At 63.4% G+C, this 24,196-nt stretch carries 23 protein-coding genes, 1 tRNA gene and 1 riboswitch; of the genes, 13 read left to right on the top strand and 11 right to left on the bottom strand.

Going from position 1 to position 24,196, the window contains the following annotated elements:
* Position 1 precedes the first annotated feature (1 nt).
* Positions 2-1,009: a magnesium and cobalt transport protein CorA gene (locus AC1DZ8_RS01295; RefSeq protein ID WP_477300671.1), complete on the top strand. Its 1,008-nt coding sequence runs from the start codon at positions 2-4 to the stop codon at positions 1,007-1,009.
* 111 nt (positions 1,010-1,120) lie between these two features.
* Here AC1DZ8_RS01295 and AC1DZ8_RS01290 read toward each other — a convergent pair whose 3' ends face one another.
* Positions 1,121-1,639: a GcrA family cell cycle regulator gene (locus AC1DZ8_RS01290; protein WP_477300673.1), complete on the bottom strand. Its 519-nt coding sequence runs from the start codon at positions 1,637-1,639 to the stop codon at positions 1,121-1,123.
* A 358-nt stretch (positions 1,640-1,997) separates the two neighbouring features.
* On the opposite strand from AC1DZ8_RS01290, the gene AC1DZ8_RS01285 reads away from it, so the two are divergent.
* The 3 genes from AC1DZ8_RS01285 (at position 1,998) to AC1DZ8_RS01275 (ending at position 5,270) form a co-directional block, all read left to right on the top strand.
* On the top strand, positions 1,998-3,197 hold the full coding sequence (locus tag AC1DZ8_RS01285; protein WP_477300675.1) for an acetylornithine transaminase: 1,200 nt from the start codon (positions 1,998-2,000) through the stop codon (positions 3,195-3,197).
* 17 nt (positions 3,198-3,214) lie between these two features.
* Positions 3,215-4,126, top strand: a complete 912-nt coding sequence (gene argF / locus AC1DZ8_RS01280) for an ornithine carbamoyltransferase (protein WP_192258864.1) — start codon at positions 3,215-3,217, stop codon at positions 4,124-4,126.
* Between the two features lie 112 nt (positions 4,127-4,238).
* Entirely contained in the window at positions 4,239-5,270 is a 1,032-nt protein-coding gene (locus AC1DZ8_RS01275; protein ID WP_477400270.1) for an Hsp33 family molecular chaperone, read from the top strand.
* 219 nt (positions 5,271-5,489) lie between these two features.
* Here AC1DZ8_RS01275 and apaG read toward each other — a convergent pair whose 3' ends face one another.
* Complete coding sequence (gene apaG, locus AC1DZ8_RS01270) at positions 5,490-5,882, bottom strand: Co2+/Mg2+ efflux protein ApaG (protein ID WP_112565540.1); 393 nt, start codon at positions 5,880-5,882, stop codon at positions 5,490-5,492.
* A 208-nt stretch (positions 5,883-6,090) separates the two neighbouring features.
* On the opposite strand from apaG, the gene AC1DZ8_RS01265 reads away from it, so the two are divergent.
* Positions 6,091-7,245 carry a ceramide glucosyltransferase gene (locus tag AC1DZ8_RS01265; protein WP_477306864.1) on the top strand — a complete coding sequence of 385 codons (1,155 nt, stop codon included), beginning with the start codon at positions 6,091-6,093 and terminating at the stop codon, positions 7,243-7,245.
* 39 nt (positions 7,246-7,284) lie between these two features.
* Here AC1DZ8_RS01265 and AC1DZ8_RS01260 read toward each other — a convergent pair whose 3' ends face one another.
* Positions 7,285-8,475 carry an O-succinylhomoserine sulfhydrylase gene (locus tag AC1DZ8_RS01260; RefSeq protein ID WP_477306862.1) on the bottom strand — a complete coding sequence of 397 codons (1,191 nt, stop codon included), beginning with the start codon at positions 8,473-8,475 and terminating at the stop codon, positions 7,285-7,287.
* A gap of 57 nt (positions 8,476-8,532) precedes the next feature.
* Positions 8,533-8,610: riboswitch (SAM riboswitch) on the bottom strand.
* Between the two features lie 109 nt (positions 8,611-8,719).
* Between AC1DZ8_RS01260 and AC1DZ8_RS01255 the strand changes: the two genes are divergently transcribed.
* Both AC1DZ8_RS01255 and AC1DZ8_RS01250 read left to right on the top strand, forming a co-directional pair.
* Complete coding sequence (locus AC1DZ8_RS01255; protein ID WP_477306860.1) at positions 8,720-9,844, top strand: 2'-deoxycytidine 5'-triphosphate deaminase; 1,125 nt, start codon at positions 8,720-8,722, stop codon at positions 9,842-9,844.
* Positions 9,845-9,944: 100 nt separating this feature from the next.
* Positions 9,945-10,715, top strand: a complete 771-nt coding sequence (locus AC1DZ8_RS01250) for an ABC transporter substrate-binding protein (protein ID WP_477306858.1) — start codon at positions 9,945-9,947, stop codon at positions 10,713-10,715.
* A gap of 176 nt (positions 10,716-10,891) precedes the next feature.
* Here the strand turns inward: AC1DZ8_RS01250 and araD1 are convergent, their stop codons facing one another.
* From araD1 to chvE, 4 genes are all read right to left on the bottom strand, one after another.
* Positions 10,892-11,887 carry an AraD1 family protein gene (araD1, locus tag AC1DZ8_RS01245; RefSeq protein WP_477306856.1) on the bottom strand — a complete coding sequence of 332 codons (996 nt, stop codon included), beginning with the start codon at positions 11,885-11,887 and terminating at the stop codon, positions 10,892-10,894.
* Between the two features lie 211 nt (positions 11,888-12,098).
* Complete coding sequence (mmsB, locus tag AC1DZ8_RS01240) at positions 12,099-13,385, bottom strand: multiple monosaccharide ABC transporter permease (protein WP_477306854.1); 1,287 nt, start codon at positions 13,383-13,385, stop codon at positions 12,099-12,101.
* Positions 13,382-14,914: a multiple monosaccharide ABC transporter ATP-binding protein gene (gene mmsA / locus AC1DZ8_RS01235; protein ID WP_477306852.1), complete on the bottom strand. Its 1,533-nt coding sequence runs from the start codon at positions 14,912-14,914 to the stop codon at positions 13,382-13,384. Before mmsA ends, mmsB begins: the two co-directional genes overlap by 4 nt.
* A 122-nt stretch (positions 14,915-15,036) precedes the next feature.
* On the bottom strand, positions 15,037-16,107 hold the full coding sequence (chvE, locus tag AC1DZ8_RS01230) for a multiple monosaccharide ABC transporter substrate-binding protein (RefSeq protein ID WP_477306850.1): 1,071 nt from the start codon (positions 16,105-16,107) through the stop codon (positions 15,037-15,039).
* Positions 16,108-16,403: 296 nt separating this feature from the next.
* Here chvE and AC1DZ8_RS01225 point away from each other — a divergent pair, with 296 nt between their 5' ends.
* Positions 16,404-17,393 (top strand): LysR family transcriptional regulator, encoded by a 990-nt coding sequence (locus AC1DZ8_RS01225; protein ID WP_477306848.1) that lies wholly within the window; start codon positions 16,404-16,406, stop codon positions 17,391-17,393.
* A 280-nt stretch (positions 17,394-17,673) separates the two neighbouring features.
* A complete protein-coding gene (locus AC1DZ8_RS01220) occupies positions 17,674-18,135 on the top strand; it encodes a hypothetical protein (RefSeq protein ID WP_477306846.1) in 462 nt (153 codons plus the stop codon).
* A gap of 65 nt (positions 18,136-18,200) precedes the next feature.
* On the opposite strand, the gene AC1DZ8_RS01215 is transcribed toward AC1DZ8_RS01220, so the two are convergent.
* Positions 18,201-18,274, bottom strand: a tRNA-Gly gene (locus AC1DZ8_RS01215).
* Between the two features lie 337 nt (positions 18,275-18,611).
* On the opposite strand from AC1DZ8_RS01215, the gene AC1DZ8_RS01210 reads away from it, so the two are divergent.
* A complete protein-coding gene (locus AC1DZ8_RS01210; protein ID WP_477306844.1) occupies positions 18,612-18,875 on the top strand; it encodes a DUF6460 domain-containing protein in 264 nt (87 codons plus the stop codon).
* 67 nt (positions 18,876-18,942) lie between these two features.
* Here the strand turns inward: AC1DZ8_RS01210 and AC1DZ8_RS01205 are convergent, their stop codons facing one another.
* Complete coding sequence (locus tag AC1DZ8_RS01205; RefSeq protein WP_477306842.1) at positions 18,943-19,845, bottom strand: histone deacetylase family protein; 903 nt, start codon at positions 19,843-19,845, stop codon at positions 18,943-18,945.
* Between the two features lie 128 nt (positions 19,846-19,973).
* Here AC1DZ8_RS01205 and AC1DZ8_RS01200 point away from each other — a divergent pair, with 128 nt between their 5' ends.
* Positions 19,974-21,311 (top strand): MATE family efflux transporter, encoded by a 1,338-nt coding sequence (locus AC1DZ8_RS01200; protein WP_477306880.1) that lies wholly within the window; start codon positions 19,974-19,976, stop codon positions 21,309-21,311.
* On the opposite strand, the gene AC1DZ8_RS01195 is transcribed toward AC1DZ8_RS01200, so the two are convergent.
* Together AC1DZ8_RS01195 and AC1DZ8_RS01190 are read right to left on the bottom strand one after the other, a co-directional pair.
* Positions 21,308-22,384 carry a quinone-dependent dihydroorotate dehydrogenase gene (locus AC1DZ8_RS01195; RefSeq protein ID WP_477306840.1) on the bottom strand — a complete coding sequence of 359 codons (1,077 nt, stop codon included), beginning with the start codon at positions 22,382-22,384 and terminating at the stop codon, positions 21,308-21,310. The genes AC1DZ8_RS01200 and AC1DZ8_RS01195 overlap by 4 nt on opposite strands.
* Positions 22,381-22,731: a DUF952 domain-containing protein gene (locus AC1DZ8_RS01190; protein WP_477306838.1), complete on the bottom strand. Its 351-nt coding sequence runs from the start codon at positions 22,729-22,731 to the stop codon at positions 22,381-22,383. Before AC1DZ8_RS01190 ends, AC1DZ8_RS01195 begins: the two co-directional genes overlap by 4 nt.
* 106 nt (positions 22,732-22,837) lie before the next feature.
* Here AC1DZ8_RS01190 and AC1DZ8_RS01185 point away from each other — a divergent pair, with 106 nt between their 5' ends.
* Positions 22,838-23,272 (top strand): hypothetical protein, encoded by a 435-nt coding sequence (locus AC1DZ8_RS01185; RefSeq protein WP_477306836.1) that lies wholly within the window; start codon positions 22,838-22,840, stop codon positions 23,270-23,272.
* 119 nt (positions 23,273-23,391) lie between these two features.
* Positions 23,392-24,051, top strand: coding sequence for a response regulator transcription factor (locus AC1DZ8_RS01180; RefSeq protein ID WP_477306834.1), 660 nt, complete (start codon positions 23,392-23,394; stop codon positions 24,049-24,051).
* The last annotated feature ends 145 nt before the right edge of the window (positions 24,052-24,196 follow it).

Genomic DNA, 24,196 nt, shown 5'->3' with positions numbered 1-24,196 from the left:
GATGGAATATGTCCGAGAGTTCAAGCCGGCGCCGGCATCGTCCGGCATCATCGCCTCGAGCGTCTACACCGCCGGCAAGCGCATAGCCGACATCCCGATCGAAGAGGCAGGCGAATGGGCGAGGAAATCGGGCCATGTCGTCTGGATCGGCCTGCTCGAACCCGACCGCGAGCTGTTGCTGCGCGTCAAGGCACAGTTCCATCTGCATGAACTGGCGATCGAGGACGCCGAGCATCCGCACCAGAGGCCCAAGATCGAGCAATATGGCGATGCCCTGTTCATTGTCGCCCGCACCGCCCAGCTGATCGACGGCCGCGTCACCTTCGGCGAAACCCACCTATTCGTCGGCTCAGGCTATATCGTCAGCGTCAGGCATGGTCCCTCGACCTCCTATGCCGCCGTCCGTCAGCACTGGGAAAGCTGCCCGCATTCGCTGGCCAAGGGCGAGGACTTCGTCCTCTACGCCATTCTCGACTTCATCGTCGACAATTACATGCCGGTGCTTGAGCAGATCGAGGACGAGGTCGAGGCGATCGAGGACAGGGTTCTGCTGAAGCCGATGACGGGGCCCGACATCGAACGGCTCTATATGCTGCGACGCGATCTGTTGCGCCTGCGCAATGCCGCACTGCCGCTTGTCGAAGTCTGCCGCCGGCTGACCAGCGCCGACCTGCCGCAGATCCATACCGCCATGCATCCGCTGTTTCGCGATGTCACCGACCACATCCGCACCGTGCAGGAAAAGATCGACAGCCTGCGCGAGGTTCTGGCCTTCGCTTTCGAAGCCAGTCTGCTGGTCGGCCAGAGCCAGGAAACCGCAATCTCCAAGAAGCTGGCGTCGTGGGCCGCCATCCTGGCGGTGCCGACGGCCTTCGCTGGCATTTACGGCATGAATTTCAACGACATGCCGGAACTGAAGATGCAATACGGCTACCCCGCCGTACTGGTCTCGATCGCCTGCATCTGCTTGTTCTTGTACTGGCGGTTTCGCAAGAATGGCTGGCTGTAGGGCAGTAGGGCAGTAGGGCAGTAGGGCAGTAGGGCAGTAGGGCAGTAGGTAAAGACAGCGCTTCGCGAGCGCAGTTCAAGAACATACTGCCCTACTGCCGTACTGCCCTAATTACCGGCTCCTGCGCCGTTCCGAAGCCGGCTGGAACGCAACCCTTGCGTGGTACTTGCAGTAAGGTCCGGTTTCGGCGGCCTCGTTGCCGCAGAAGTTGAAGTCTTCCGACAGCGGATCGCCGTTCGGCCATTTGCAGGTACGCTCGGTGAGGTCGGTGAGCTGCAGATGGCGCGAGATCGGCACGACAACGTTTTCGACCGGGCGGATGTAGTGGCGAGCCACCGGCTCGGCGTCGAACTGCGCCTGCAGCGCGGTTGCCCCGATCGAGGTGGTGACGTGGCGCTGCGTGGTTGCGGCGCGCGACACCGACTTCTGGATCGAAGATCCCTGCGCCGTCTTCTTCTGGCGCGCCGGCGCTGCGGTCGAGCGTCCGCGGCCCGACAGCTTCAGCCTATGCACCTTGCCGATGACGGCGTTGCGGCTGACCCCGCCAAGTTGGGCGGCGATCTGGCTTGCGCTCAAGCCCTCCGACCACAGTTTTCTGAGAAGTTCGACCCGCTCGTCAGTCCAGTTCATGAGACCGCGCTCCTGCTAAGCGTGCGGCAGCCGGAATCCATTCCCGACCCGGCAACCTTTGCCGGGGCAGACACCACATATATTAGGTGATTAGGTCCGCCGCACGAAATCTAGTTATTTCCCGACTACAATTACCTCATGTGTTGACTCGGTGACAAGAGTCCCAGGTGCAACACGAATCGGTTTTTTCGGTTTTCCCCAACTTGCCCGGTCGCTTATGAGCCGGCGTCTCGTCGGGAGCTTGCCGCGCGCCTTTGCACGACGTTTTCGTTGACTTCATGGCCGAAAAACACGATAAGCCGCACAAGGCCGCCGCTTTGGCGGCTTTTTTGATTTTCCGGTACCGGAGACGCATATAATGAGCGGTTCGGCGCTTTACGAGACCTTTGCTCGCGCACCCCTGGCCTTCGACCATGGCGAAGGCACCTGGCTGGTTACCGACAAGGGCGAGCGATATCTCGATTTTGCTGGCGGCATCGCGGTCAATTCGTTGGGCCACAGCCATCCGCATCTGGTCGCGGCGCTGACCGAACAGGCGGCCAAGCTCTGGCACGTCTCCAATCTTTACGAGATCCCGGCTCAGACACGGTTGGGCGAGCGGCTGGTCGAGGCCACCTTCGCCGACAAGGTGTTCTTCACCAATTCCGGCGCCGAGGCGCTGGAATGCGCGATCAAGACGGCGCGGCGCTACCAGTTCGTCAAGGGCCATCCCGAGCGCTTCCACGTCATCACCTTCGAAGGCGCCTTCCATGGCCGCACGCTGGCGACCATCGCCGCCGGCGGCCAGTACAAATATCTCGAAGGTTTTGGGCCCAAGGTCGAAGGTTTCGACCAGGTCGGCTTCGACGACATCGACGCCGCCGAGAAGGCGATCACATCTGAGACCGCCGCGATCCTCATCGAGCCGGTGCAGGGCGAGGGCGGCATCCGCCCTGTGCCGACGCAATCGCTGAAGCGGCTGCGGCAGCTCTGCGACCAGCACGGGCTGCTGTTGATCTTCGACGAGGTCCAGTGCGGCATCGGCCGTACCGGCAAGCTGTTCGCGCATGAATGGACCGGCGTGACGCCCGACATCATGGCGATCGCCAAGGGCATTGGCGGCGGCTTCCCGATGGGCGCGTGCCTGGCCACCGACGAGGCTGTCGTCGGCATGACGGCAGGCGTGCATGGCACCACCTTCGGCGGCAATCCGCTGGCGATGGCTGTCGGCAATGCCGTACTCGACGTGGTGCTGGAGGACGGTTTCCTCGAAGACGTCCAGCGCAAGGCATTGCTGATGAAGCAGGGGCTGGCAGGTGTCGCCGACGAATTTCCCGATGTCATCGAAGGCATCCGAGGCACCGGCCTGATGCTCGGCCTGAAATGCGCCATGCCCAACACCAAGGTCAACATGGCGCTGCGCGACCAGCATCTGCTTGCGGTACCGGCCGGCGATAACGTTATTCGCCTGCTGCCGCCGCTTACCGTCACCGACGCAGAAATCGGCGAGGCGCTCGATCGCATCCGCGCCGGCGCCAAAGGCCTGGCCGACGCCATCACCGCGGCCGCCGCGAAGTAACCCCGGAACCATTCCTGATGTCACTTCGCCATTTCACCGATCTTTCCGCCGTTTCCGAAGGCGATCTGCGGTTCATGCTGGACGATGCGGTGGTGCGCAAGGCCCGCCTCAAGGCCGGCGAGCGCACCAGGCCGCTCGAAGGCAAGGTGCTGGCGATGATCTTCGACAAGCCGTCGACGCGTACGCGCGTGTCCTTCGATGTCGGCATGCGCCAGCTCGGCGGCGAGACCATCATGCTGACCGGCACCGAGATGCAGCTCGGCCGCTCCGAGACCATCGCCGACACCGCCAAGGTGCTGTCGCGCTATGTCGACGCCATCATGATCCGCACGACCTCGCATGAACGGCTGCTCGAACTGACCGAGAACGCCACCATCCCGGTCATCAACGGGCTGACCGATGACACCCATCCCTGCCAGCTGATGGCCGACATCATGACCTTCGAGGAGCATCGCGGTCCGGTTGCCGGCAAGACCATCGCCTGGACCGGCGACGGCAACAATGTGCTGCATTCGCTGCTCGAAGCCTCGGCGCGGTTCCGCTTCAACCTCAATGTCGCCGTTCCGGAAGGCAGCGAGCCGGCGCAGAAGCATATCGACTGGTCGAAGACCAATGGCGGCAAGCTGAGCTTTACCCGCTCGCCCGAGGAAGCCGTCGACCAGGCAGATTGCGTCGTCACCGATTGCTGGGTGTCGATGGGCCAGGAGCACCGCGCCCGCGGCCACAACGTCTTCTCGCCCTATCAGGTCAATGCGGCGCTGATGGCAAGGGCCAAGCCCGACGCCCTGTTCATGCACTGCCTGCCGGCGCATCGCGGCGAGGAGGTGACCGACGAGGTCATCGACGGGCCGCATTCGGTGGTCTTCGACGAGGCCGAGAACCGGCTCCACGCCCAGAAGGCCGTGCTCGCCTGGTGTCTTGGAGCGTGAAGTGCCTTGGTGCCTGACGTGCTTGGGCGCTTGATCTGGGGCGGCGCGATGCCTATCTGCGCCGCATCACGCAAATCAAGCGCGTTTGGACGCATGCACCCCTCCGGGCGGCATGGCCGCGCCCAGGAGCTTTGTCATGTTGGAAACGCATCAAGTGACTGAACATCACCCCAAACTCGGCGAGTTCGGCTATGCCGGCGACGATCACGTCGTACCGTTCGAGGTCGGCCCGCTCGACGTTCGCGGCCGCACCGTGCAGCTCGGGCCGATGCTCGACGCCATCCTCAGCCGCCACGACTATCCCGAGCCGGTTGCTCGCCTTTTGGCGGAAGCCTGTGTGCTGACGGTGCTGCTCGGCACCTCGTTGAAGTTCGAGGGCAAGTTCATCCTGCAGACCCGCACCGACGGGCCGGTCGACATGCTGGTCGCGGATTTCTCCACGCCCTCGGCATTGCGCGCGTATGCCCGTTTCGACGCTGATCGGCTTGAGGCCTTGGTGGCTGCCGGCGAGACCTCGCAACAGACGCTGCTGGGCAGCGGCGTGCTGGCGCTGACCATCGACCAGGGCGCGCACACGCAGCGCTATCAGGGCATCGTCCAGCTCGACGGCGAGACGCTGGAAGACGCCGCGCGCACCTATTTCCGCCAGTCGGAGCAGATCCCGACCGACCTCAGGCTTTCGGTGGCCAAGCTTCTGACACCCGGCCCCGGCGGCGCCCGCGAACAGTGGCGCGCCGGCGGCATCCTGGCGCAGTTCCTGCCGCAGTCGCCCGAGCGCATGCGCGTGCCCGACATTTCGGGCGGCGACGGCGATCCGCGCGACGTCACGCAAGAGCCGGCCGACAATTCGTGGCGTGAGCTGGTGGCCCTGCTCGGCACCATCGAGCCAACCGAACTGATCGACCCGACCATCGGCGCCGAGCGGTTGCTCTACCGGTTGTTCCATGAACATGGCGTGCGCGTCTTCGGCGGTGTGCCGGTGGCGGATCAGTGCTCGTGCTCGCGTGACAAGATCCGCGGCATCCTCGAAGGCTTCTCCGCGCAGGAGATCAAGGACTCGACCGAGGATGGCGGCATCCACGTCGCCTGCGAGTTCTGCTCGAAGCAGTACGACTTCGACCCGGCGGAATTCGCGGCCCAGTAAGGGTCAAACTCCGATTCCTCGCCCCACGAAGTGGGGAGAAGTGGCCCGGCGAAGCCGGGACGGAGAGGGGTCTTTGCTGCAGACGGGAATTCGCTGACGTTGCAGGTCTTGCGCCTGATCCTTACCGGATTCTGGCTTCGCGACGGTCGTCCCCCTCTCCGTCCCGGCTTCGCCGGGCCACCTCTCCCCCGCCTTGCGGGGGCGAGGAACCAAGCCCTCTCAATTCACCGTTCGCCGCGTCCCCGGCAGATCCAGCGAAAACGCGGGAATAGCGATGTCGAACGTCTCGCCCCTTTTGTTGCGCATTGTGTAGTGTCCGACCATGAAGCCCGACGGCGTCGAGAGCGGGCAGCCTGACGTGTATTGATAGCTGTCGCCGGGATTGAGCTCGGGCTGGTCGCCGACGACGCCGGCGCCGCGCACTTCCTCGACCCGGCCGCTGCCGTCGGTGATGTGCCAGTAGCGCGACATGAGCTGCACGAACTCGTCCGACTGGTTGTCGATCGTCACCTGATAGCCCCAGACATAACGGTTCTCCGACGGATCCGAACGATCCTCCAGGTAGAACGGTCTGACCTGCACTTCGATGTTGCGCGTGACGGCGCGGTACATAGGCTGCTCCAAACGACACCAACGGACCTGTCGGCGCTCTTGCCGTACACCCGCATTAGGCCTCATGCGCAGGTGCCGAACAACAATGTCATTTAAGTGACACATGACAATGATGGTGTGCATGAACCGTGTCGGGCGACTCAGCGCTCTGTCGAACTGTTGAAAACGGCCATTCCTGGCCGCTTTTTTCCGGAGTGACCAGATCTCGATGGAACTGACAGTCATAGCAGCGCTGCTTTCGACACTCCTGCTTCTCTCCAATCTCGCCAGCATTGTGCTCGCCTCGCTCAGCCTGAGGCGGCCGCGCCCGATTGCCCCGCCGGCGAGAAAGGCGCCGCCGGTCTCGATCGTCGTGCCATCGCGCGGGGTGGAGCCATTTACGCAGGAGACGCTGCAGCGCGCCTTCTCGCTCGGCTGGCCGCGCTACGAGCTGATCTTCTGCGTCGCTCATGCTGAAGACCCCGTGGTCAAGCTCATCAACGCCGCGATCGCCGGCCATCCCGAGATCCCGGCGCAGCTCCTCATCGGCGATGACCGGGTCAGCGCCAACCCGAAGCTCAACAACTGCGTCAAGGGCTGGCAGGCGGCGCAGTACAATTGGGTCATCCTGGCCGATTCCAACGTGCTGATGCCTGTCGACTACGTCCAGCATCTGATGGCGGCCTGGCGGCCGGACACCGGGCTTGTCTGTTCGACCCCGATCGGCTCGCGGCCGGATGGTTTCTGGGCCGAGGTCGAATGCGCTTTCCTCAACACGCTGCAGGCGCGCTGGCAATATGCCGGCGAGGCGCTGGGCCTCGGCTTTGCCCAGGGCAAGAGCATGCTGTGGAACAAGCCGATACTCGACGCCAATGGCGGCATCGAGGCGCTTGCTGCCGAGATCGCCGAGGATGCCGCCGCGACCAAGCTGGTTAATGGGCTCGGCCTGCGCGTCAATCTCGTTGCTTCGCCTTTCGAACAGCCGCTCGGCCAGCGCACGTTCGCCGAGATCTGGTCGCGCCAGACGCGCTGGTCGCGGCTGCGCCGCGTCACCTTCCCGCTGTTCTACACGCCCGAAATCCTGACCGGCGTGGCGGTGCCGCTGCTGCTGGCGCTGGTGGCGGCGGCAAGCGCCGGCGTCAGCCTGCCCACCACGGCTTTGGGCGTCCTGGCCTTTGCCTATGTGCCGGAATGCCTGCTTGCCTGGGCCAAGGGCTGGTATCTGTCGCCGCGCATCGTCACCGCAATGATCGTGCGCGATGTGATGCTTCCCGCCATCTGGTCGCGCGGTTGGCTCGGCGGCGCGGTCGAATGGCGCGGCAATGCCATGGTCATCCGCACCAAGGCGATGACGGAACTGGAAGAGGCCTCCTCGAGCGCCTGATCAACGCCCGGGCCTTTGCCTTGCTTCCGAAGCAGGCCGCTATTTCGCCGCCTTCAGCGCCTGCGCAACGTCCTCAAGCAGATCGTCCGAATCCTCCAGACCAACCGACAATCGGAGCGTGCCCGGTCCGATGCCGAGCTCGGCGCGTGCCTCGTCGCTGAGGTTCTTGTGCGTCGTCGTCGCCGGATGGGTGATCAGGCTCTTGGCGTCACCGAGATTGTTGGAGATCAGCACGATGTCGAGCGCGTTCTGCAAGGCGAAGGCCGCCTGCTTGCCGCCCTTGACGTCGAGGCAGATCAGCGTCGAGCCGCCCGCCATCTGCTTCTTGACGATGTCGGCCTGCGGATGGTCGGCGCGGCCGGGATAGATGACGCGGGCGATCTGCGACTGCCCGGCCAGGAAGTCGGCGATCTTGCCGGCACTTTCCGTCTGCTGGCGCACGCGCACCGGCAGCGTTTCCAGGCCCTTGAGCAGCGTCCAGGCGTTGAAGGGCGAGAGGCTCGGACCGGTGTGGCGGAAGTAGTCGTGCAAATTCTCGTCGATCCACTTCTTGTCCGACAGGATGATGCCGCCGAGACACCGTCCCTGGCCGTCAATGTGTTTGGTCGCGGAGTAGACGACGATGTGAGCGCCGAGCTGCAGCGGCTTCTGCTGCAAGGGCGTGGCAAAGACGTTGTCGACGATAAGCCTGGCGCCGATCGAGGTGGCCAGCGAGGCGACGGCGGCGATGTCGACCACTTCCAGCGTCGGGTTGGTCGGGCTTTCCAGGAAGAACAGTTTCGTGTTCGGCCTGACCGCCTTTTCCCAATTGGCGATGTCGGTGCCGTCGACCAGCGTCGCCTCGATGCCGTATTTCGGCGCCAGCGTCTCGACCACCCAGCGGCAGGAGCCGAACAACGCGCGCGCCGCCACGATATGATCGCCGGCCCTGGCGCTGCACAGCAGCGCCGCCGTCACCGCAGCCATGCCGGATGCCGTGGCGCGCGCGTCCTCGGCGCCTTCCAGCGCACACATGCGCTTTTCGAACATGTCGACGGTCGGGTTGGCGTAGCGCGAATAGATGAAGCCCGGCTCCTCGCCCTTGAAACGGGCCTCGGCGGCCTGTGCCGTCTCATAGACGTAGCCCTGGGTGAGGTACATCGCTTCCGACGTCTCGCCGAACTGGGAACGCAGCGTTCCCCCGTGCACGAGTGCGGTCTGAGGCTTCCAGTTACGCTTCTTGGTGCTCATCGCTTTTGTTCCAGACACAAAAAAACCGGCCGCGAAAGTCGCAACCGGTCCATACGGCCTTGCGGCCCGACGGTCCTTTAGCGACTTGTTTAACGTGGCTGCAAGCCGACCGGCCAAATCACCACGGGATAACGACCCTTTAGACCTCAGCCATGCTTGCGTCAATTGCCGGCTTCATTAAGAGGTTTGTACCAAGGCAGGTTCCGCAAAAGTGTCCTGCGGTTTTGCGGCAAGAACCTGCCTCATGTCACCGGCCTTGGAGTGGAGCCAGCCTTTGCGGCAGACAGGCATTCTTCCCGATCAGGACATTTCCGCGCTGTTCCAGTCCGGCGCGCTGAAGTCGCCGCGCGTGCTGGACGCCGATCAGGTCCAGCCGGCCAGCCTCGATCTCAGGCTCGGCGACAAGGCTTTTCGCGTGCGCGCGTCCTTCCTGCCAGGCCCCAACCACAAGGTGTCGGAAAAGCTTGACCGGCTGAAGCTGCACGAGATCAATCTCAGCGATGGCGCGGTGCTGGAAACCGGCTGCGTCTACATCGTGCCGCTGCTCGAAAGCCTGGCGCTGCCTGCAAACGTGTCCGCCTCGGCCAATCCGAAGAGTTCGACTGGGCGGCTCGATATCTTCACCCGGGTGATGACCGACCGCGGCCACGAGTTCGACAAGATCGCCGCCGGCTATCACGGGCCGCTCTATCTCGAAGTCAGCCCGCGCACCTTTCCGATCGTCGTGCGCGCCGGCTCGCGGCTGTCGCAGATCCGCTTCCGCACCGGCAATGCTTTGCTGTCGGAGGCAGAGCTGAACGAATTGCACCGGGCCGAAATGCTGGTGGCCACCGAGCCGCCCAACATTTCCGGCGGCGGCATTGCGCTGTCCATCGACCTCGATGGCGATCAGAACGGCCTGGTCGGCTATCGCGGCAAGCATCACACCGGCCTGGTCGACGTCGACAAGCGCGCCGCGCAGGATGCCGTCGATTTCTGGGAGCCGCTCTACAAGAGCGGCGCCGGCGAACTGGTGCTCGATCCCGACGAATTCTACATTCTGGTCAGCCGTGAGGCGGTGCACGTGCCGCCGCTCTACGCCGCCGAGATGACGCCCTTCGATCCGCTGGTCGGCGAATTCCGCGTCCACTATGCCGGCTTCTTCGACCCGGGTTTTGGCCATTCAGCCGTCGGCGGCACGGGCAGCCGGGCGGTGCTCGAAGTGCGCAGCCACGAAGTGCCGTTTATCCTCGACCATGGCCAGATCGTTGGCCGGCTGGTCTACGAACACATGCTGAAGCGGCCGCAGGCGCTCTACGGGACCGATCTCGGTTCCAACTACCAGGCGCAAGGCCTGAAACTCTCCAAGCATTTCCGCACCGCCGGCTGACCTCGATCACCGGCGGGCAAAATACTTGCCTGCATCGGCTCACCATGCTTGGCTGCCTTTCGGTGACCGGCAAGAGACCGGCGCGCAAGGGGAACCAAAAATGCAGATTTCAAGATGGATCATGTCGGCAGCGAGCGCTGCCATGCTGGTGATGGCGGCCGGATCGCTGGCGCAGGCGCAGGAGAAGTTGAAGATCGGCACCGAGGGCGCCTATCCGCCCTTCAACACCATTACGTCTGACGGCAAGGTCGAAGGCTTCGACATCGACATTGCCAATGCGCTGTGCGCGCAAATGAAGGTCGAGTGCGAGATCGTCACCCAGGACTGGGACGGCATCATCCCGGCGCTGCAGGCGAAGAAGTTCGACGCCATCATCGCGTCGATGAGCATCACCGAGGAGCGCAAGAAACAGGTCGCCTTCACCAACAAATACTACACCACGCCGCTGGCGCTGGTGGCGCCGAAGGACAGCGACCTCACCTCCACCGAACCGGCAGCCCTCGCCGGCAAGACGGTGGGCGCGCAGGCCTCGACGACCCAGGCCGACTACGCCCAGAATGCCTACGGCAAGGCCGGTGCGGAGGCAAAACTTTACCCGACCCAGGAAGAGGCGATCACCGACCTGCAGAATGGCCGCCTCGATGCGGTGATTTCGGACAAATTCGTGCTGATGGACTGGCTGAAGAAGGCGAGCGACGGCTGCTGCAAGCTGGTCGGCGACGTTAAGGGCACCGAGACGCAGGCCGGCATTGCCGTGCGCCTGGAAGACACGGCGCTACGCGACAAGCTCAACGCGGCGATCGACGCGATTGTTGCCGACGGCACGTACAAGAAGATCCAGGCGAAGTATTTCGATTTTGATATTTATTGAGGGGTGAAGCTGCCATCTCCCCCCTTGAGGGGGAGATGGCCGGCAGGCCAGAGGGGGTCGCTGCGCGTAGAACGCCAGCGCCCTCTGGGCCGCGGAAGACGTCGGCGCTTCACGCGCTATGACCCCCTCTGTCGCCTTCGGCGACATCTCCCCCGCAAGGGGGGAGATCACCCTTTCTACAACGCCTTCACCGCCACCTTCACCGGCTGCTCGATCTCCAGCGGGTTGCGCAGCGGCAGGCCGAAATCCCCGGCTTCGATCTCGAAGACATCGCCGGCCTGCGTCCTGATCCCATCGGCAAACGACAGCGTCGCCGTGCCGAACATGTGCACATGCACGTCGCCCGGCTGACGGAAGGCCGAGTATTTGAAGTGGTGGTGCTCGAGATTGGCGATGGTGTGCGACATGTTCGCTTCGCCCGACAGGAACGGCTTTTCCCACAAAAGATTGCTGTCGCGATAGATTCGCGATGAGCCCCTGATGTCGGCCGGCAGGTCGCCGATCAGGATCTCCGGCCCGAACGAGGCATTGCGAAGCTTGGAATGCGCCAGGAACAGGTAATTCACCCGCTCGGTGACGTGGTCGGAAAACTCGTTGGACAGCGTGAAGCCGACGCGGAACGGCGCGCCGTCGTCGCCGATGACATAGATGCCGGCGATCTCCGGCTCCTCGCCCGCGTCCTGCGCAAAGGCTGGCGACATCAGTGCGGCGCCGGGCGCCACCGCCATGGTGCCGTTGCCCTTGTAGAACCATTCCGGCTGCACGCCGGTCTGGCCCTTGGCCGGCTTGCCGCCCTCCAGCCCCATGCGGAACATCTTCATGGAATCGGTGAGCTGCTCCTCGCCGCCGTCGCTGAGCTTCTTGTGCATGGAATCGCGCGTTGCAGCCGAGCCGAGATGGGTCAGGCCGGTGCCGGTCAGATGCAGATGCGCGGGATCGGGATGGTTGATCGGCGACACCAGCCGACCCTTCTTGTAGGCGGCGTCGAGGTCCACGGCCTCACCGTATCCCTTGCGCTCGATCAGTGCGGCGAGACCGGTGCCGGTGCGCGCGGCTTCCATCGCCAGCGAATAGACGCTGCGGGCGCCGTTGATGACCCTGGTCTTGCCGCCGCCATTGCGGGCGACGACACGGATCGTCTCGGCGTCGTCGAGGATCTGGGAGATCAGCATGATGAAACCCTCTCTCATGTGCCTTGGCCCGGTTGCCTCTTGGCAAACCTTGACCTGCGCGGCTCGGACCACGCCGCGCCACGGGTTGAACTCTTCGTCGGGATTGCGCTCGCGGGCTCGGTCCCTCAGGGGACTTGCTGATGTCGGCAGGTTGCCGGCAACATCGCGATCTTGACCCGTATGCCTTCCTCGTTGCCTCGCCTAAGCCTGTTCAAGCCTTGTTCTTGTTGTAGACGTCGAAGATCACGGCGCCGAGCAGCACCAGCCCTTTGACCACCTGCTGCCAGTCGACATTGACGCCCATGATCGACATGCCGTTGTTCATCACGCCCATGATGAAACCGCCGACCACAGCGCCGATGACCTGGCCGACGCCGCCCATCGCCGAGGCGCCGCCGATGAAGACAGCGGCGATGACATCGAGCTCCGAGCCGAGACCCGCCGCAGGCACCGCCTGGCCAAGGCGAGCCGCGATGATCAGGCCGCCGAGCGCCGACAGCACGCCCATGTTGATGAACACCATCAGCGTCAGCCGCTCGGTGTTGATGCCCGACAGCTGCGCGGCCTTTGGGTTGCCGCCCATGGCGTAGATGCGCCGGCCAATGGTCATGCGCTTGGTGACGAAGACGAACAGCGTGATCAGCACGCCCATGACCAGCAGCACCACCGGCAGGCCCCTGTAGCTGGCGAACTCATAGACCAGGAACAGCGCCAGCGCGCTGGCGACCAGCGTCTTGACAATGAACAGGGGGAAGGGTTCGGCCTCATAGCCATGGCGCTCGCGCTTGCGCCGGGTGCGGACCCCGAAATAGGCATAGGCCAGCACGGCGATCAGCCCCAGCAGGACCGTCGTCATGTGCAGCGTCACGCCGCTGCCCAGGATGGTCTTGCCGGCCGCGTTCACTACTGGCGGGACGAGCGTCAGCGGGCCGATGACGTCTGGGATGAAGCCGGAGCTGAGCATCTTGAAGTCGTCCGGAAGCGGGCCGACCGAGGAGCCACCGCCGAGCAGCGCCTGGCAGATGCCGCGAAAGATCAGCATGCCCGCCAACGTCACGATGAAGCTCGGTATCCGGTGATAGGCGATCCAGTAGCCTTGCGTAGCGCCGATGAGGCCGCCGACGATCAGGCAGACTATCGAAACCACCAGCGGATTGCTGAGCGGTCCGAGCTGCCAGATGACCATCATGTTGGCCGCCAGCGCGCCGATGAAACCGGCGACCGATCCGACGCTGAGGTCGATATAGCCGGACACGATGACCAGCAGCATGCCTAGCGCCATCACGATGATGAAGGAGTTCTGCTGCACCAGATTGCTGAGGTTGACCGGCTTGAACAGCGTTCCCGAGGTGGTGAACTGGAAGAACAGCATGATGACGATCAGCGCGATGATCAGGCCGTATTCGCGCAGATTCGTCGTCAGCGCCGAGACGGCAATGCGTGGACGCTGTTCTTCGACGACGTTGCCCTGCGGGGCGGGGGCGCTTTCGGTGCTCATGCTGCTTTTCCTTCTCCCCGAACGATAGCGCGCATAATTTTTTCCTGGCTTGCTTCGGCCGCCGGCATTTCGCCGACGATGCGCCCTTCGTTCATGACGTAGATGCGGTCGGTAATGCCAAGCAATTCCGGCATTTCCGACGAGATGACCACGATCGCCTTACCCTCAGAGGCAAGACGCGCGATGATCGTGTAGATTTCGTATTTGGCGCCGACATCGATGCCGCGTGTCGGCTCGTCGAGGATCAGCACCTCAGGGTCGGCGAACAGCCATTTCGACAGCACAACCTTCTGCTGGTTGCCGCCGGAAAGATTGCCCGTCATCTGGTAGACGCTGGACGCGCGGATGTTGGTCTTCTTGCGATAGTCGTTGGCAACGGCGAGCTCACGCATGTCGTCGATCACGCTGTGGCGCGACACGCCGCCGAGATTGGCGAGTGTGATGTTGTGCTTGATGTGGTCGATGAGGTTGAGACCGTAGGTCTTGCGGTCCTCTGTGACATAGGCAATGCCGTGCTGGACAGCCTTGCTCACCGTGGTGACATCGACCGGCTTGCCCTTGAGCAGCACCTCGCCGGTGATACGACGGCCATAGGAGCGGCCAAACAGGCTCATGGCGAATTCGGTGCGGCCGGCGCCCATCAGCCCGGCAATGCCGACCACCTCGCCCTTGCGCACATTGATGTCGATGCCCTTGATCACCTGCCGTTCGGCATGGAGCGGGTGATAGACCGACCAGTTCTTCACCTCGAACACGACCTCGCCGATCTTGGGCTCGCGCGGCGGATAGCGGTCGTCCAGCGAGCGGCCGACCATCGAAGTGATGATGCGGTCTTCCGAGATATCCTTCTTGGCCAGCGTCTCGATGGTGCGGCCGTCGCGGATGACGGTGACCTTGTCGGCGACGCGGTTGATCTCGTTCAGCTTGTGCGAGATCAGGATCGAGGTCATGCCTTGCCGCTTGAATTCCAGCAAAAGGTCGAGCAGAGCCTGACTGTCTTTCTCGCTGAGCGACGCCGTCGGCTCGTCGAGGATCAAGAGCTTGACGTCCTTGCTCAGCGCCTTGGCGATCTCGACCAGTTGCTGCTTGCCGACGCCGATATTGGTGATCAGCGTCTTGGGGTCCTCCTTGAGGCCCACCTTCTTCAACAGGGCGCTGGTGCGTTTCTCATTGGCGTCCCAGTCGATGACGCCGTATTTGGCATTTTCGTTGCCGAGGAAAATGTTTTCGGTGATCGACAGCATCGGCACGAGCGCAAGCTCCTGGTGGATGATGACGATGCCCTTGTGTTCGCTGTCATGGATGCCCTTGAAATGGCATTCCTGGCCCTGGAAAATGATCTGGCCGTCATAGGTGCCTGCGGGATAGACGCCCGACAGAACCTTCATCAGCGTCGACTTGCCGGCGCCGTTCTCACCGACCACGGCATGGATCTCGCCTTCCTCGACACTGAGGTTGACGTTCGACAGCGCCTTCACGCCGGGGAACGTCTTGGTGATGTCGCGCATCTCCAAAATCGTCGAGGCCATGGGAACTACCGCTCCTTGAGAGGTCGGCAAACACTGCCGGCGAGGTCGGTAACAATACCGGGCCCGCTGGTGAACGAAAAGGGGCCCTGCGTTGCGCAGGACCCCTGATTTTACAACCGAATTTACTTCAGCTCGTCGGCCTTGATGTAGCCGGAGTCGACGACCAGCGCCTGGTAGTTCGACTTGTCGACCTCATGCGGCGTCAAAAGGATCGAGGGGACGACCTTGACGTCGTTGTTGTAGGTCTTTTCATCGAGGCCTTCCGGCTTGCCGCCCGAGAGCACCTTGTCGACGAGTTCGACGGTGGCCTTGGCCAGTTCGCGGGTGTCCTTGAAGACGGTCGAGTACTGCTCGCCGGTGATGATCAGCTTGACCGAGGCGGTCTCGGCGTCTTGGCCGGTCACGATCGGCCAAGGCTGAGCGTCGGTGCCGTAGCCGACAGCGCGCAGCGAGGCGGTGATGCCGCGCGACAGGCCGTCATAGGGCGACAGAACGCCATCGACGCGGCTGCCGTCCGAGTAGTTGGCCGACAGCAGGTTGTCCATGCGGGCCTGGGCGGTGGCGGCGAGCCAGCGCAGCGTGCCGACCTTGTCCATGCCGGTCTGGCCGGACTTGATCTTGATCGAACCGTCATCGATCAGCGGCTGCAGGACGGAGATGGCGCCGTTGTAGAAGAAGAAGGCGTTGTTGTCGTCCGGCGAGCCGCCGAACAGCTCGACGTTCCATGGCTTGGTGTTCGGGAAGCGCTCCTTGAGGCCCTTGACCAGCGAGTTCGCCTGGATCACGCCGACGCCGAAATTGTCGAAGGTGGTGTAGTAGTCGACATTGGCGGTCTTCTTGATCAGGCGGTCATAGGCGACGACGACGACGCCGGCGTCAGCGGCCTTCTGCAGCGCGTCCGACAGCGTGGTGCCGTCGATCGAGGCGATGATCAGCGCCTTCGGGCCCTTGGTGATTTCGTTTTCCAGCTGGCTGAGCTGGTTGGGGATGTCGTCCTGCGCGTATTGCAGGTCGACGGTGTAGCCGAGAGCTTCGAGCTGCGACTTGACGGCATCGCCGTCATTGATCCAGCGCTGCGAGGTCTTGGTCGGCATCAGCACGCCGACAAGACCCTTGTCGGCTGCGTGTGCCGAGTAGGTCATGGCAGCGATGCCAAGAGCCGCCACGGCGGCCAGTGTCTTGATGATTTTCACGTAAAACTCTCCCTGGTTGATGGACGCGACACCTCGGGGCTTCGCGGGCCGCGCAGTCGGGCGGATGCGCCAAAGCGCCGCCGCCGTCATATCGATCTCCGGTATCCTCCCAATCGGCCCTCAGTCGCCTGATTTCAATCGATACGATTTTGCTCGTCATCGACCGTCAAGTCTTGAGGACGCGCGAAGGGTGTGTCTCTTTGCCATAACTGTCAAATGCGATCTTCGGTGGTTGCTATACCGAAACCGGTATATGACTAGGAAGGGTCGGAACATTGGCGGGAGCGGACAAGAACATGGCGGCGTTACGGAATTCTCCGGGAATTTCAGGCAGTTACGATGAATTACCGGGCGATGGTGAAACACTTCTGCGCAGTGGTCTCAGCCTGCGCCACATGCGCATGATCGCCGCACTGGACGATCACGGTCGGGTGAGCGCGGCGGCTCAAGTGATGAACATCTCGCAGCCGGCGGCCTCGCGCATGATTTCCGAGATGGAAGCCGTGCTTGAAGTGAAGCTTTGCGAAAGGCTGCCGCGCGGCATCACGCTCACCCCTTACGGCAAGGCGCTGGCCAGGCGCGCGCGTTCGATCCTGCTCGAAATGCGCGAGGCCGACCGCGAGATTTCAGAACTCAAGGCCGGCAAGGGCGGCTCGGTATTCCTCGGCGCGGTGACGGCTCCGGCGATCGAATTGGCGGTGCCGGCGATCCGCGAAATCCGCCGCCTCTATCCGCGCATCGAGATCACCATGCAGGTCGAAACCTCCAACGTCTTGGCGCGCGAACTGATCGCCACGCGTCATGATTTCATCATCGCCCGCATCCCCGACGACCTCAATCCGCGGCTGTTCGAATCGCGCGTCATCGGCGTCGAGAAGGCCTGCCTGATCGTGCGCCGCGGCCATCCGCTGAGCAACGGCAAGGCGGTGCGGCTCGAGGATACGGCCGCCTATGATTGGGTCTTCCAGTCCGGCGGTTCGCCGCTGCGCCAGGCGATGGAAAGCAACTTTTTGAACCGCAACATCGCGCTGCCGGACCGCATCCTCAACACCTCCTCGCTGCTGCTTACCCTAGTCATGGTGGCGCAATCCGACGCCATCGCTCCGGTGTCGATCCAGGTAGCAAAATTCATCCAGAACCCCGACGGTCTCGCCGGCGCCATCGACGTCGTCCAGACAGAGTTCGACATCGAGGTCCGCCCCTACAGCCTGATCACGGTGAAGAACCGCGCGCTGTCGCCGGCCGCCAAAATGCTGCACGACTTCATCCTGCGCGAAGTGGGATAACGGCCGGGAGCTCCATCCTTGCGCGGAACAGGACTATAGGCGGACCTGGTGGGGCCACACGGATGGCGGCATTGGCGAACTCGCCAATGGGATCCTTTGCGGCCCCCAAGAAAATTGGACAACGGGTCACGCGCCCAGCCCTGCGCCGCAGGTTGGAGCGGGTGGAGGGGATCTCGCTCGCGCCAGTGTGACAGACTGATCGGAAGATTGATGAGCGTTGCCTAATGTTAACCATCTTGATGCTACCGTTGGCGTCGCGAAACAAACGCGAGACCACAGGATGCACACTGAACTGCCGCTTGCAAAGCTTGGATGGACGTTGAAGACCATGGCTATTGGGCTCTTCGCCGCCACCCTGATGACGGCGCTGCCTGCAAACGCGGAGACGGTGAGCCGCAATCCCGGTGGCCAGATCGTGACCTTCGCTTTGCACGTCGCCAAACTGCGCGCCGCCGACGAGCCAGTGCATTTTGACGGGGCATGCGACAGCGCCTGCACGCTCTATCTGTCCCTGCCCGTCGAGCAGCTTTGCGTTACCCCGCGAGCATCCTTCGGCTTCCATCTGCCGTACGGCGTAGGCGCCCGTGAGAATGCCGTCGCTGCCAACTACCTGCTCTCGCAATACCCCGATTGGGTGCGGCAGTGGATCGACGAGCACGGCGGCCTGTCGCACACCCTGATGCGGATGGAAGCCGATGAGGTGGCAATGCACCTTCCCATATGCGCCGAGGTGCAGGCATGAACAATGTCGCAATGCGCAGGCCTGCGGCAGGCGCCAGCAACTCCGTCTAAATCATTGATTCTTGCTGGAGCGGGTAGCGGGAATCGAACCCGCGCGTTCAGCTTGGGAAGCTGACAAGCTACCATTACATCATACCCGCGTCGGCCTCTCGATATCATGATGGGGCCGTCTCGGGCAATCGCCCTTGGACAGCTCTTCGGAAACGGCTGTTGGAAACCGATTGGCGAGCGCATCACTGCCGCACGGGAAGTTCCATGCGCACGCGCGCGCCGCGCCAGGAACCGTCCAGAATCCGGATCGTCCGTCATGCAGCCCGGCGATCTGGCGGGCGAGGTTGAGGCCGAGGCCGGCGAAGGACCAGCGGATGACCGCGGGTGACGATTGCGTCGGTCCGGCTGCCTTGATACGGGCGCAGCAAGTGCGTATTCGTGGGCCTGCAACCCGAATCCGGGGCACACGAATCTGGAGGCAGGCCCTTGTCCGCAGTGACGCGCTTTCTCGGTGACTCGCCCGCCCGGGTGATCGTCAAGCTGCTGGTCGTGTCGTTCCTCGTCGGCCTGGTGATGAACGCGTTTGGCTGGACGCCGATGGACGTCTTCTACCGCATCCAGGCCTTCTTCATCGATCTGTGGAATCTCGGTTTCAACGCCGTCTATCGCTTCTTCGGCTATATCGTGCTCGGCGCGGCGATCGTCGTGCCGGTCTTCATCCTGCTCAGGGTCGCCAACTTTCGGAAGTGAGGCGGAGCATGATCCCGAAAAGTGGAGACCGGTTTTCGGAAAAGATCATGCTCAAACTAAAGATTTCTCACGCGAAGCCTGCGGCCACCTCGAACAGGATGGCGTGGCGTGCTGCCAGTGATGCCACGTCCGTCGAATAGCCGCCGCCGATAACACCGCAGACCGGAATGCCCAGCGCGCGGAAATGGCCGATCACCATCGCGTCACGTGCGCGCAAGCCGGCATCGCTGAGCGACAGCCGGCCGAGCCGGTCCTCATCATGGATGTCGACGCCGGCATTGTAGAAGACGATGTTCCAGCGCGCCTTGGCTGAGAGCTCCGGCAGGATGCCGCCCAGCCGCTCAAGATAGGCCGCATCGCCGGTGCCGTCCGGCAGCGCGATGTCGAGATCGGAGGCGATCTTGCGCACGGGATAATTGCGCTCACCATGCATGGAGAATGTGAAGGCGCGTGGTTCGTCTTTCAGAATGTCCGCTGTGCCGTCACCCTGGTGCACGTCGAGATCGACGACCAGGATGTTTTGGGCGGCACCTTCGGCGAGCAGCACCAGCGAAGCGACGGCGACGTCGTTGAAGGTGCAGAACCCCGCGCCTTGCGCGCGCCGCGCATGATGGCTGCCGCCGGCGGTGTTGCAGGCGATGCCGTTAGCCAGCGCCAGCCGTGCCGCCAGCACCGTGCCGCCGGCTGCAAACTGCGCTCTGAGCGAAACGCGCGGCCCCACGGGAAAGCCGATCTCGCGCTCGATCTTTTCGGGCACTGAACACGTGATGACCTGGTCGACATAATCAGCCGCGTGGGCAAGCTTCAGCCAGGAGGCCGGCGCCGGCTCGGGCATCGACAGCGCCTCGGCCTGGATCAGACCCCTGATGTGTAAGGCCTGCATCAGCAGCGGATATTTGCTCATCGGAAAGCGATGATTGACGGCGAAGCCGGCATCGTAGTCGGGATGGTGGACGATCTGCAGGGACATAGACTTGATCCGGCGAACTCGCCAGACCGGATTTCGGTTGGCCGTCACGGCAAAGGTGATTGCGCGGTGGCTGGAAAATGGGGCACATCGTCTGCTCGATCAAGCCGCAATCAGCAAGGCAGAAATCCCTGGACACGGGTGCAACACCAGCCGGCGCGAAGCTCTTCGCCGTCACCAACCGTTCGGTGCTTGCTATCGCCGTGCCGATGACGCTCGCCTATCTGACGACGCCGCTGCTCGGCATCGTCGACACGGCAGTGGTCGGGCAGTTTGGCGACGCCGCCTTGCTCGGCGGCCTGGCGGCCGGCGCACTGGTCTTCGACGTTGTCTTCAACACCTTCAATTTTCTGCGCTCCGGCACCACCGGCCTCGTCGCCCAGGCCTTCGGAGCCGGCGACGAACTGGAGGAGCAGGCGGTGTTCTGGCGCGCCGTGCTGATCGCGGTCGCCGCCGGCATCGCGCTTGTCGCCCTTGCCCCGCTGATCGCCGTCGCCGGCCAGAAATTCATCGGCGGCGAACCGCGCGTCAGCGAGGCGATGGGCGTCTATATCAGGATCAGGATGCTCGCCGCGCCCTTCGCGCTGATCAACTACGCCATCCTCGGCTATGTGCTGGGGCGCGGCGAGGGTGGGCTTGGGCTGATGCTGCAGGCGGTGCTCAACGGCATCAACATCGTGCTCTGCATCTTGCTCGGCCTGAAGCTCGGCTGGGGCGTTTCCGGCGTCGCCTGGGCGACCGTCACCGGCGAGTTTCTGGCCATGCTGCTGGGCCTCGCCATCATCGTCTGGCGGTTTCGGGCCGCACCCAGCCTGCCGCGGCATCGCTTGCTCGACATGGCCGCCTTCCTGCGCATGCTGTCGCTCAATCGCGATATCATGATCCGCTCGTTCTCGCTGCTTGCCGCCTTCGCGCTGTTCACCCGCCAGGGCGCGCAGTTCGGCACGCTGATGCTGGCTGCCAATGCCGTGCTGATGAACTTCTTCCTTGTCGCCGGCTATTTTCTCGACGGTTTCGCCACGGCGGCCGAACAGTTGGCCGGACGCGCCATTGGCGCGCGCGCCGAAACCTCGTTCCGCCGGGCGGTGCGCCTGACCCTGTTCTGGGGTTTCGGCCTGGCGGGAACCGCGACGCTGATCTTCTGGCTCGGCGGCGCCGGCCTGGTCGCCCTGATTACCACGTCGCAGGACGTTCGCGATGTCGCGGATCTCTATCTGCCATGGGCGGCACTGACGCCGCTCAGCGGTGTACTGGCCTTCCAGATGGACGGCGTCTTCATAGGTGCGACCTGGTCGCGCGACATGCGCAACATGATGCTCGTGTCGTTCCTCGCTTTCAGCGCCGCGCTGCTCACGCTAGCGCCGGCCTTCGGCAATCACGGCCTGTGGGCGGCGCTGCATGTCTTTTTGCTGGTACGCGGCTTCAGCCTGCTGGCGATCTTGCGGCTGAGAATGCGCACGGCATTTTAGAGCGGCTTGGCAGCCCACTGATCGAGGCTGGCATCGCGTAGCGCGCGCAACGACTTCAGCCCGTCCTTGTCGGCAAACCGTACCATCCCGGCAAGGATGCGGCCCGGCAGCGCCGGTCCGGCATAGATCATGCCGGTGTAGAGCTGGACGAGATCGGCGCCGGCGCGGATCTTTTCCAGCGCCGTCTCGGCGGAATCGACGCCGCCGACGCCGATGATGGCGTGCTCCGGTCCGAGCAGTTTGCGCATCTTGGCCAGCACGATGGTCGAACGCTCGAACAGCGGTTTGCCCGAGAGACCACCGGTTTCGCCCGCTACGGTCGTGCTGCGCAATCCTGTTCGCGCCAGCGTCGTGTTGGAGACGATGACGCCGTCGATCTGCTTTTCGCTCACTTCGGCGGCGATGTCCTCCAGTTCGGCTTCGACCAGATCCGGCGCGATCTTGAGGAAGATTGGCGGCTGCCCCGAGGCTGCTGCACGCGCCGACATGACCCGCGACAACAGCTCGCCGAGTTGCTCACGCGCCTGCATGTTGCGCAGGCCCGGCGTGTTGGGCGACGAGATGTTGACCGTCAGATAGCTTGCATGTTTCGCGAACCGCGAGACGCCCAACTCATAGTCACTGACACGGTCGGCGCTGTCCTTGTTGGCGCCGATGTTGACGCCGACGATGCCGCCGCGCCCCTTGCGCGCGGCAAGGCGACTTTCCGCCGCCTCGTGGCCCTCATTGTTGAAGCCCAGCCGGTTGATCACCGCATCATCCGCGGTCAACCGGAAGATGCGGGGCTTCCGGTTGCCGGCCTGCGGCAGCGGCGTCACCGTGCCCACTTCGGCAAAGCCGAAGCCGAGGCCAAGCAGCGCGTCGGGCACTTCGGCGTTCTTGTCATAGCCGGCGGCCATGCCGAGCGGATTGGGAAAGGCGAGGCCGCAAAGGCTGACCTTCAGCCTGTCATCGCGAACCGGCCGCGCGCCGACCGGCAGGCCGCAGCGCAGCGCCGCGATCGACATGCCATGCGCCGTTTCCGGATCGAAGCTGAACAGCAGTTTCTGGCCGATGCGGTCGAGCACGCTCATTCGGCCTCCATCTGCGAAAACCGATGGACGCCGTCGGCGCCGAGCGGCAATGGTTTAACCCACAGCACGGCGCTCATGTCGAGCACGCCGTAGAGATGCGGAAACAGCGCGCCGCCCCGCGAGACCTCGTATTTCAGCGCATCACCAAGCCGCGCCCCGTCAATAGCGACTAGCACCAGATCCGTCTGGCCGGCGAAATGCTTTGCCGCCGTTTCCTTGGCCTGGCTGGCAGTGGAGAAATGGATGAAGCCGTCGGCGATATCGATCGGAGCGCCGGTGAAGCGGCCGTTTTTCTCGGCCTCGCGCCAAAGCGCTTGGGGCGCGATCTTGTAGATAATCTGAGACATTGTTGCGCTATAATCTGGATGGCTCGTGCGGGGAAGGGCAACTCTTCCGCATTTACGGCGCAAAGCTGTGATAGGTTCTCGTACACTGCCTCGTGGAGGATGGAACATGCGTCTGCAGCACATACTGATCCCCGCCGCTCTGGTCTCGCTGGTCGCGGCATCGGCCTGGTCCGAGGAGACCGATCGCTACCGGCTGGAAAAATCGGCCAACGGCTACGTCCGCATGGACACTCAGACCGGCGCCATGTCGATCTGCGAGGAGCGCTCCGGCCAGCTCGTCTGTAAAATGGCGGCCGATGAGCGCGCCGCCTTCCAGGATGAGGTCGACCGTTTGCAGGCCTCGATGAAGGCCATGGACGAGCGCGTCACCAAGTTGGAGAACTCGCTGTCCGCCCGCCTCGAATCGAAATTGCCGAGCGAGGAGGATTTCGACAAGACGATGACCTACATGGAGCGCATGCTGCGTGGCTTCATGGGCATCGTCAAGGAGATGGACAAGGATAGTGGCGACGGCACCAAGCTCAATTCGCAAAAGACCTGAACTGCCCCGGCGGGGAAATGCCTCGTCCGGCATTGCCGCTTGAAAACAGAACGCTTCGCCGCATAATCGTCCGGTCCCGTAGAAGCCGATAATCAACAACGGGATTTGGGGAGGAATATTTGCCGTCGGGCTACACCTTCGTCATCGCCGACGACCATCCGCTTTTCCGCGGCGCGCTGAAAGAGGCGCTTGCCGGCGTCGGCCATGTCGCCGCCATCCATGAGGCCGGCGATTTCGAAAGCGCCAAGGCGCTGGTTGTGGCCCATGAGGATGTCGATCTCGTGCTGCTCGATCTGTCGATGCCGGGCGCCAGCGGTCTGTCCGGCCTGATCTCGCTGCGCGGCATCCACCCGGCGGTGCCGCTGGTGGTGGTGTCGGCGCATGATGACCCGGTGACGATCAGGCGTGCGCTCGATCTCGGCGCCTCGGGCTTCATCTCCAAATCGGCCAGCATGGAAGAAATCCGCACGGCCGTGCAGTCGGTGCTGGCCGGCGACATCGCAGCACCCGTCGGCATCGATCTCGGCGTCGAGCGCGACCCCGAAATATCGGACCTGATCAAGCGGCTGCAGGCGCTGACGCCGCAGCAGACGCGCGTGCTCGGCATGCTGGCCGAAGGCCTGCTCAACAAGCAGATCGCCTATGAGCTCAGCGTCTCCGAAGCGACGGTCAAGGCGCATGTCTCGGCGATCCTGCAAAAACTCGGCGTCGACAGCCGCACCCAGGCGGTGATCCAGCTGTCCAAGATCGGCAGCGATCCGCTGCAGCCGGTGAGCTGAGTCGGCTCCGGCGAGCAGTTTCGCATAGGGCGCCGCCCCTCTCCGTCTCGGCTTCGCCGAGCCACCTCTCCCCCGCTGCCGCGGGGGCGAGGAAACGCTAATTGCATAGGTCGCAGCCTCTCCAAGCTTGGGTTCCTCGCCCCCA

It is taken from the genome of Mesorhizobium sp. P2_F7 (assembly GCF_056403695.1).
This window is presented reverse-complemented; position numbering and strand designations above follow the sequence as displayed.

Excerpts from the sequence above, each read along its gene's own strand:
- AC1DZ8_RS01295 (WP_477300671.1), top strand. The coding sequence starts at position 2 with ATGGAATATGTCCGAGAGTTCAAGCCGGCGCCGGCATCGTCCGGCATC.
- AC1DZ8_RS01290 (WP_477300673.1), bottom strand. The coding sequence starts at position 1,639 with ATGAACTGGACTGACGAGCGGGTCGAACTTCTCAGAAAACTGTGGTCG.
- AC1DZ8_RS01285 (WP_477300675.1), top strand. The coding sequence starts at position 1,998 with ATGAGCGGTTCGGCGCTTTACGAGACCTTTGCTCGCGCACCCCTGGCC.
- argF (WP_192258864.1), top strand. The coding sequence starts at position 3,215 with ATGTCACTTCGCCATTTCACCGATCTTTCCGCCGTTTCCGAAGGCGAT.
- AC1DZ8_RS01275 (WP_477400270.1), top strand. The coding sequence starts at position 4,239 with ATGGCCGCGCCCAGGAGCTTTGTCATGTTGGAAACGCATCAAGTGACT.
- apaG (WP_112565540.1), bottom strand. The coding sequence starts at position 5,882 with ATGTACCGCGCCGTCACGCGCAACATCGAAGTGCAGGTCAGACCGTTC.
- AC1DZ8_RS01265 (WP_477306864.1), top strand. The coding sequence starts at position 6,091 with ATGGAACTGACAGTCATAGCAGCGCTGCTTTCGACACTCCTGCTTCTC.
- AC1DZ8_RS01260 (WP_477306862.1), bottom strand. The coding sequence starts at position 8,475 with ATGAGCACCAAGAAGCGTAACTGGAAGCCTCAGACCGCACTCGTGCAC.
- AC1DZ8_RS01255 (WP_477306860.1), top strand. The coding sequence starts at position 8,720 with ATGTCACCGGCCTTGGAGTGGAGCCAGCCTTTGCGGCAGACAGGCATT.
- AC1DZ8_RS01250 (WP_477306858.1), top strand. The coding sequence starts at position 9,945 with ATGCAGATTTCAAGATGGATCATGTCGGCAGCGAGCGCTGCCATGCTG.
- araD1 (WP_477306856.1), bottom strand. The coding sequence starts at position 11,887 with ATGCTGATCTCCCAGATCCTCGACGACGCCGAGACGATCCGTGTCGTC.
- mmsB (WP_477306854.1), bottom strand. The coding sequence starts at position 13,385 with ATGAGCACCGAAAGCGCCCCCGCCCCGCAGGGCAACGTCGTCGAAGAA.
- mmsA (WP_477306852.1), bottom strand. The coding sequence starts at position 14,914 with ATGGCCTCGACGATTTTGGAGATGCGCGACATCACCAAGACGTTCCCC.
- AC1DZ8_RS01225 (WP_477306848.1), top strand. The coding sequence starts at position 16,404 with ATGGCGGCGTTACGGAATTCTCCGGGAATTTCAGGCAGTTACGATGAA.
- AC1DZ8_RS01220 (WP_477306846.1), top strand. The coding sequence starts at position 17,674 with ATGCACACTGAACTGCCGCTTGCAAAGCTTGGATGGACGTTGAAGACC.
- AC1DZ8_RS01205 (WP_477306842.1), bottom strand. The coding sequence starts at position 19,845 with ATGTCCCTGCAGATCGTCCACCATCCCGACTACGATGCCGGCTTCGCC.
- AC1DZ8_RS01195 (WP_477306840.1), bottom strand. The coding sequence starts at position 22,384 with ATGAGCGTGCTCGACCGCATCGGCCAGAAACTGCTGTTCAGCTTCGAT.
- AC1DZ8_RS01190 (WP_477306838.1), bottom strand. The coding sequence starts at position 22,731 with ATGTCTCAGATTATCTACAAGATCGCGCCCCAAGCGCTTTGGCGCGAG.
- AC1DZ8_RS01185 (WP_477306836.1), top strand. The coding sequence starts at position 22,838 with ATGCGTCTGCAGCACATACTGATCCCCGCCGCTCTGGTCTCGCTGGTC.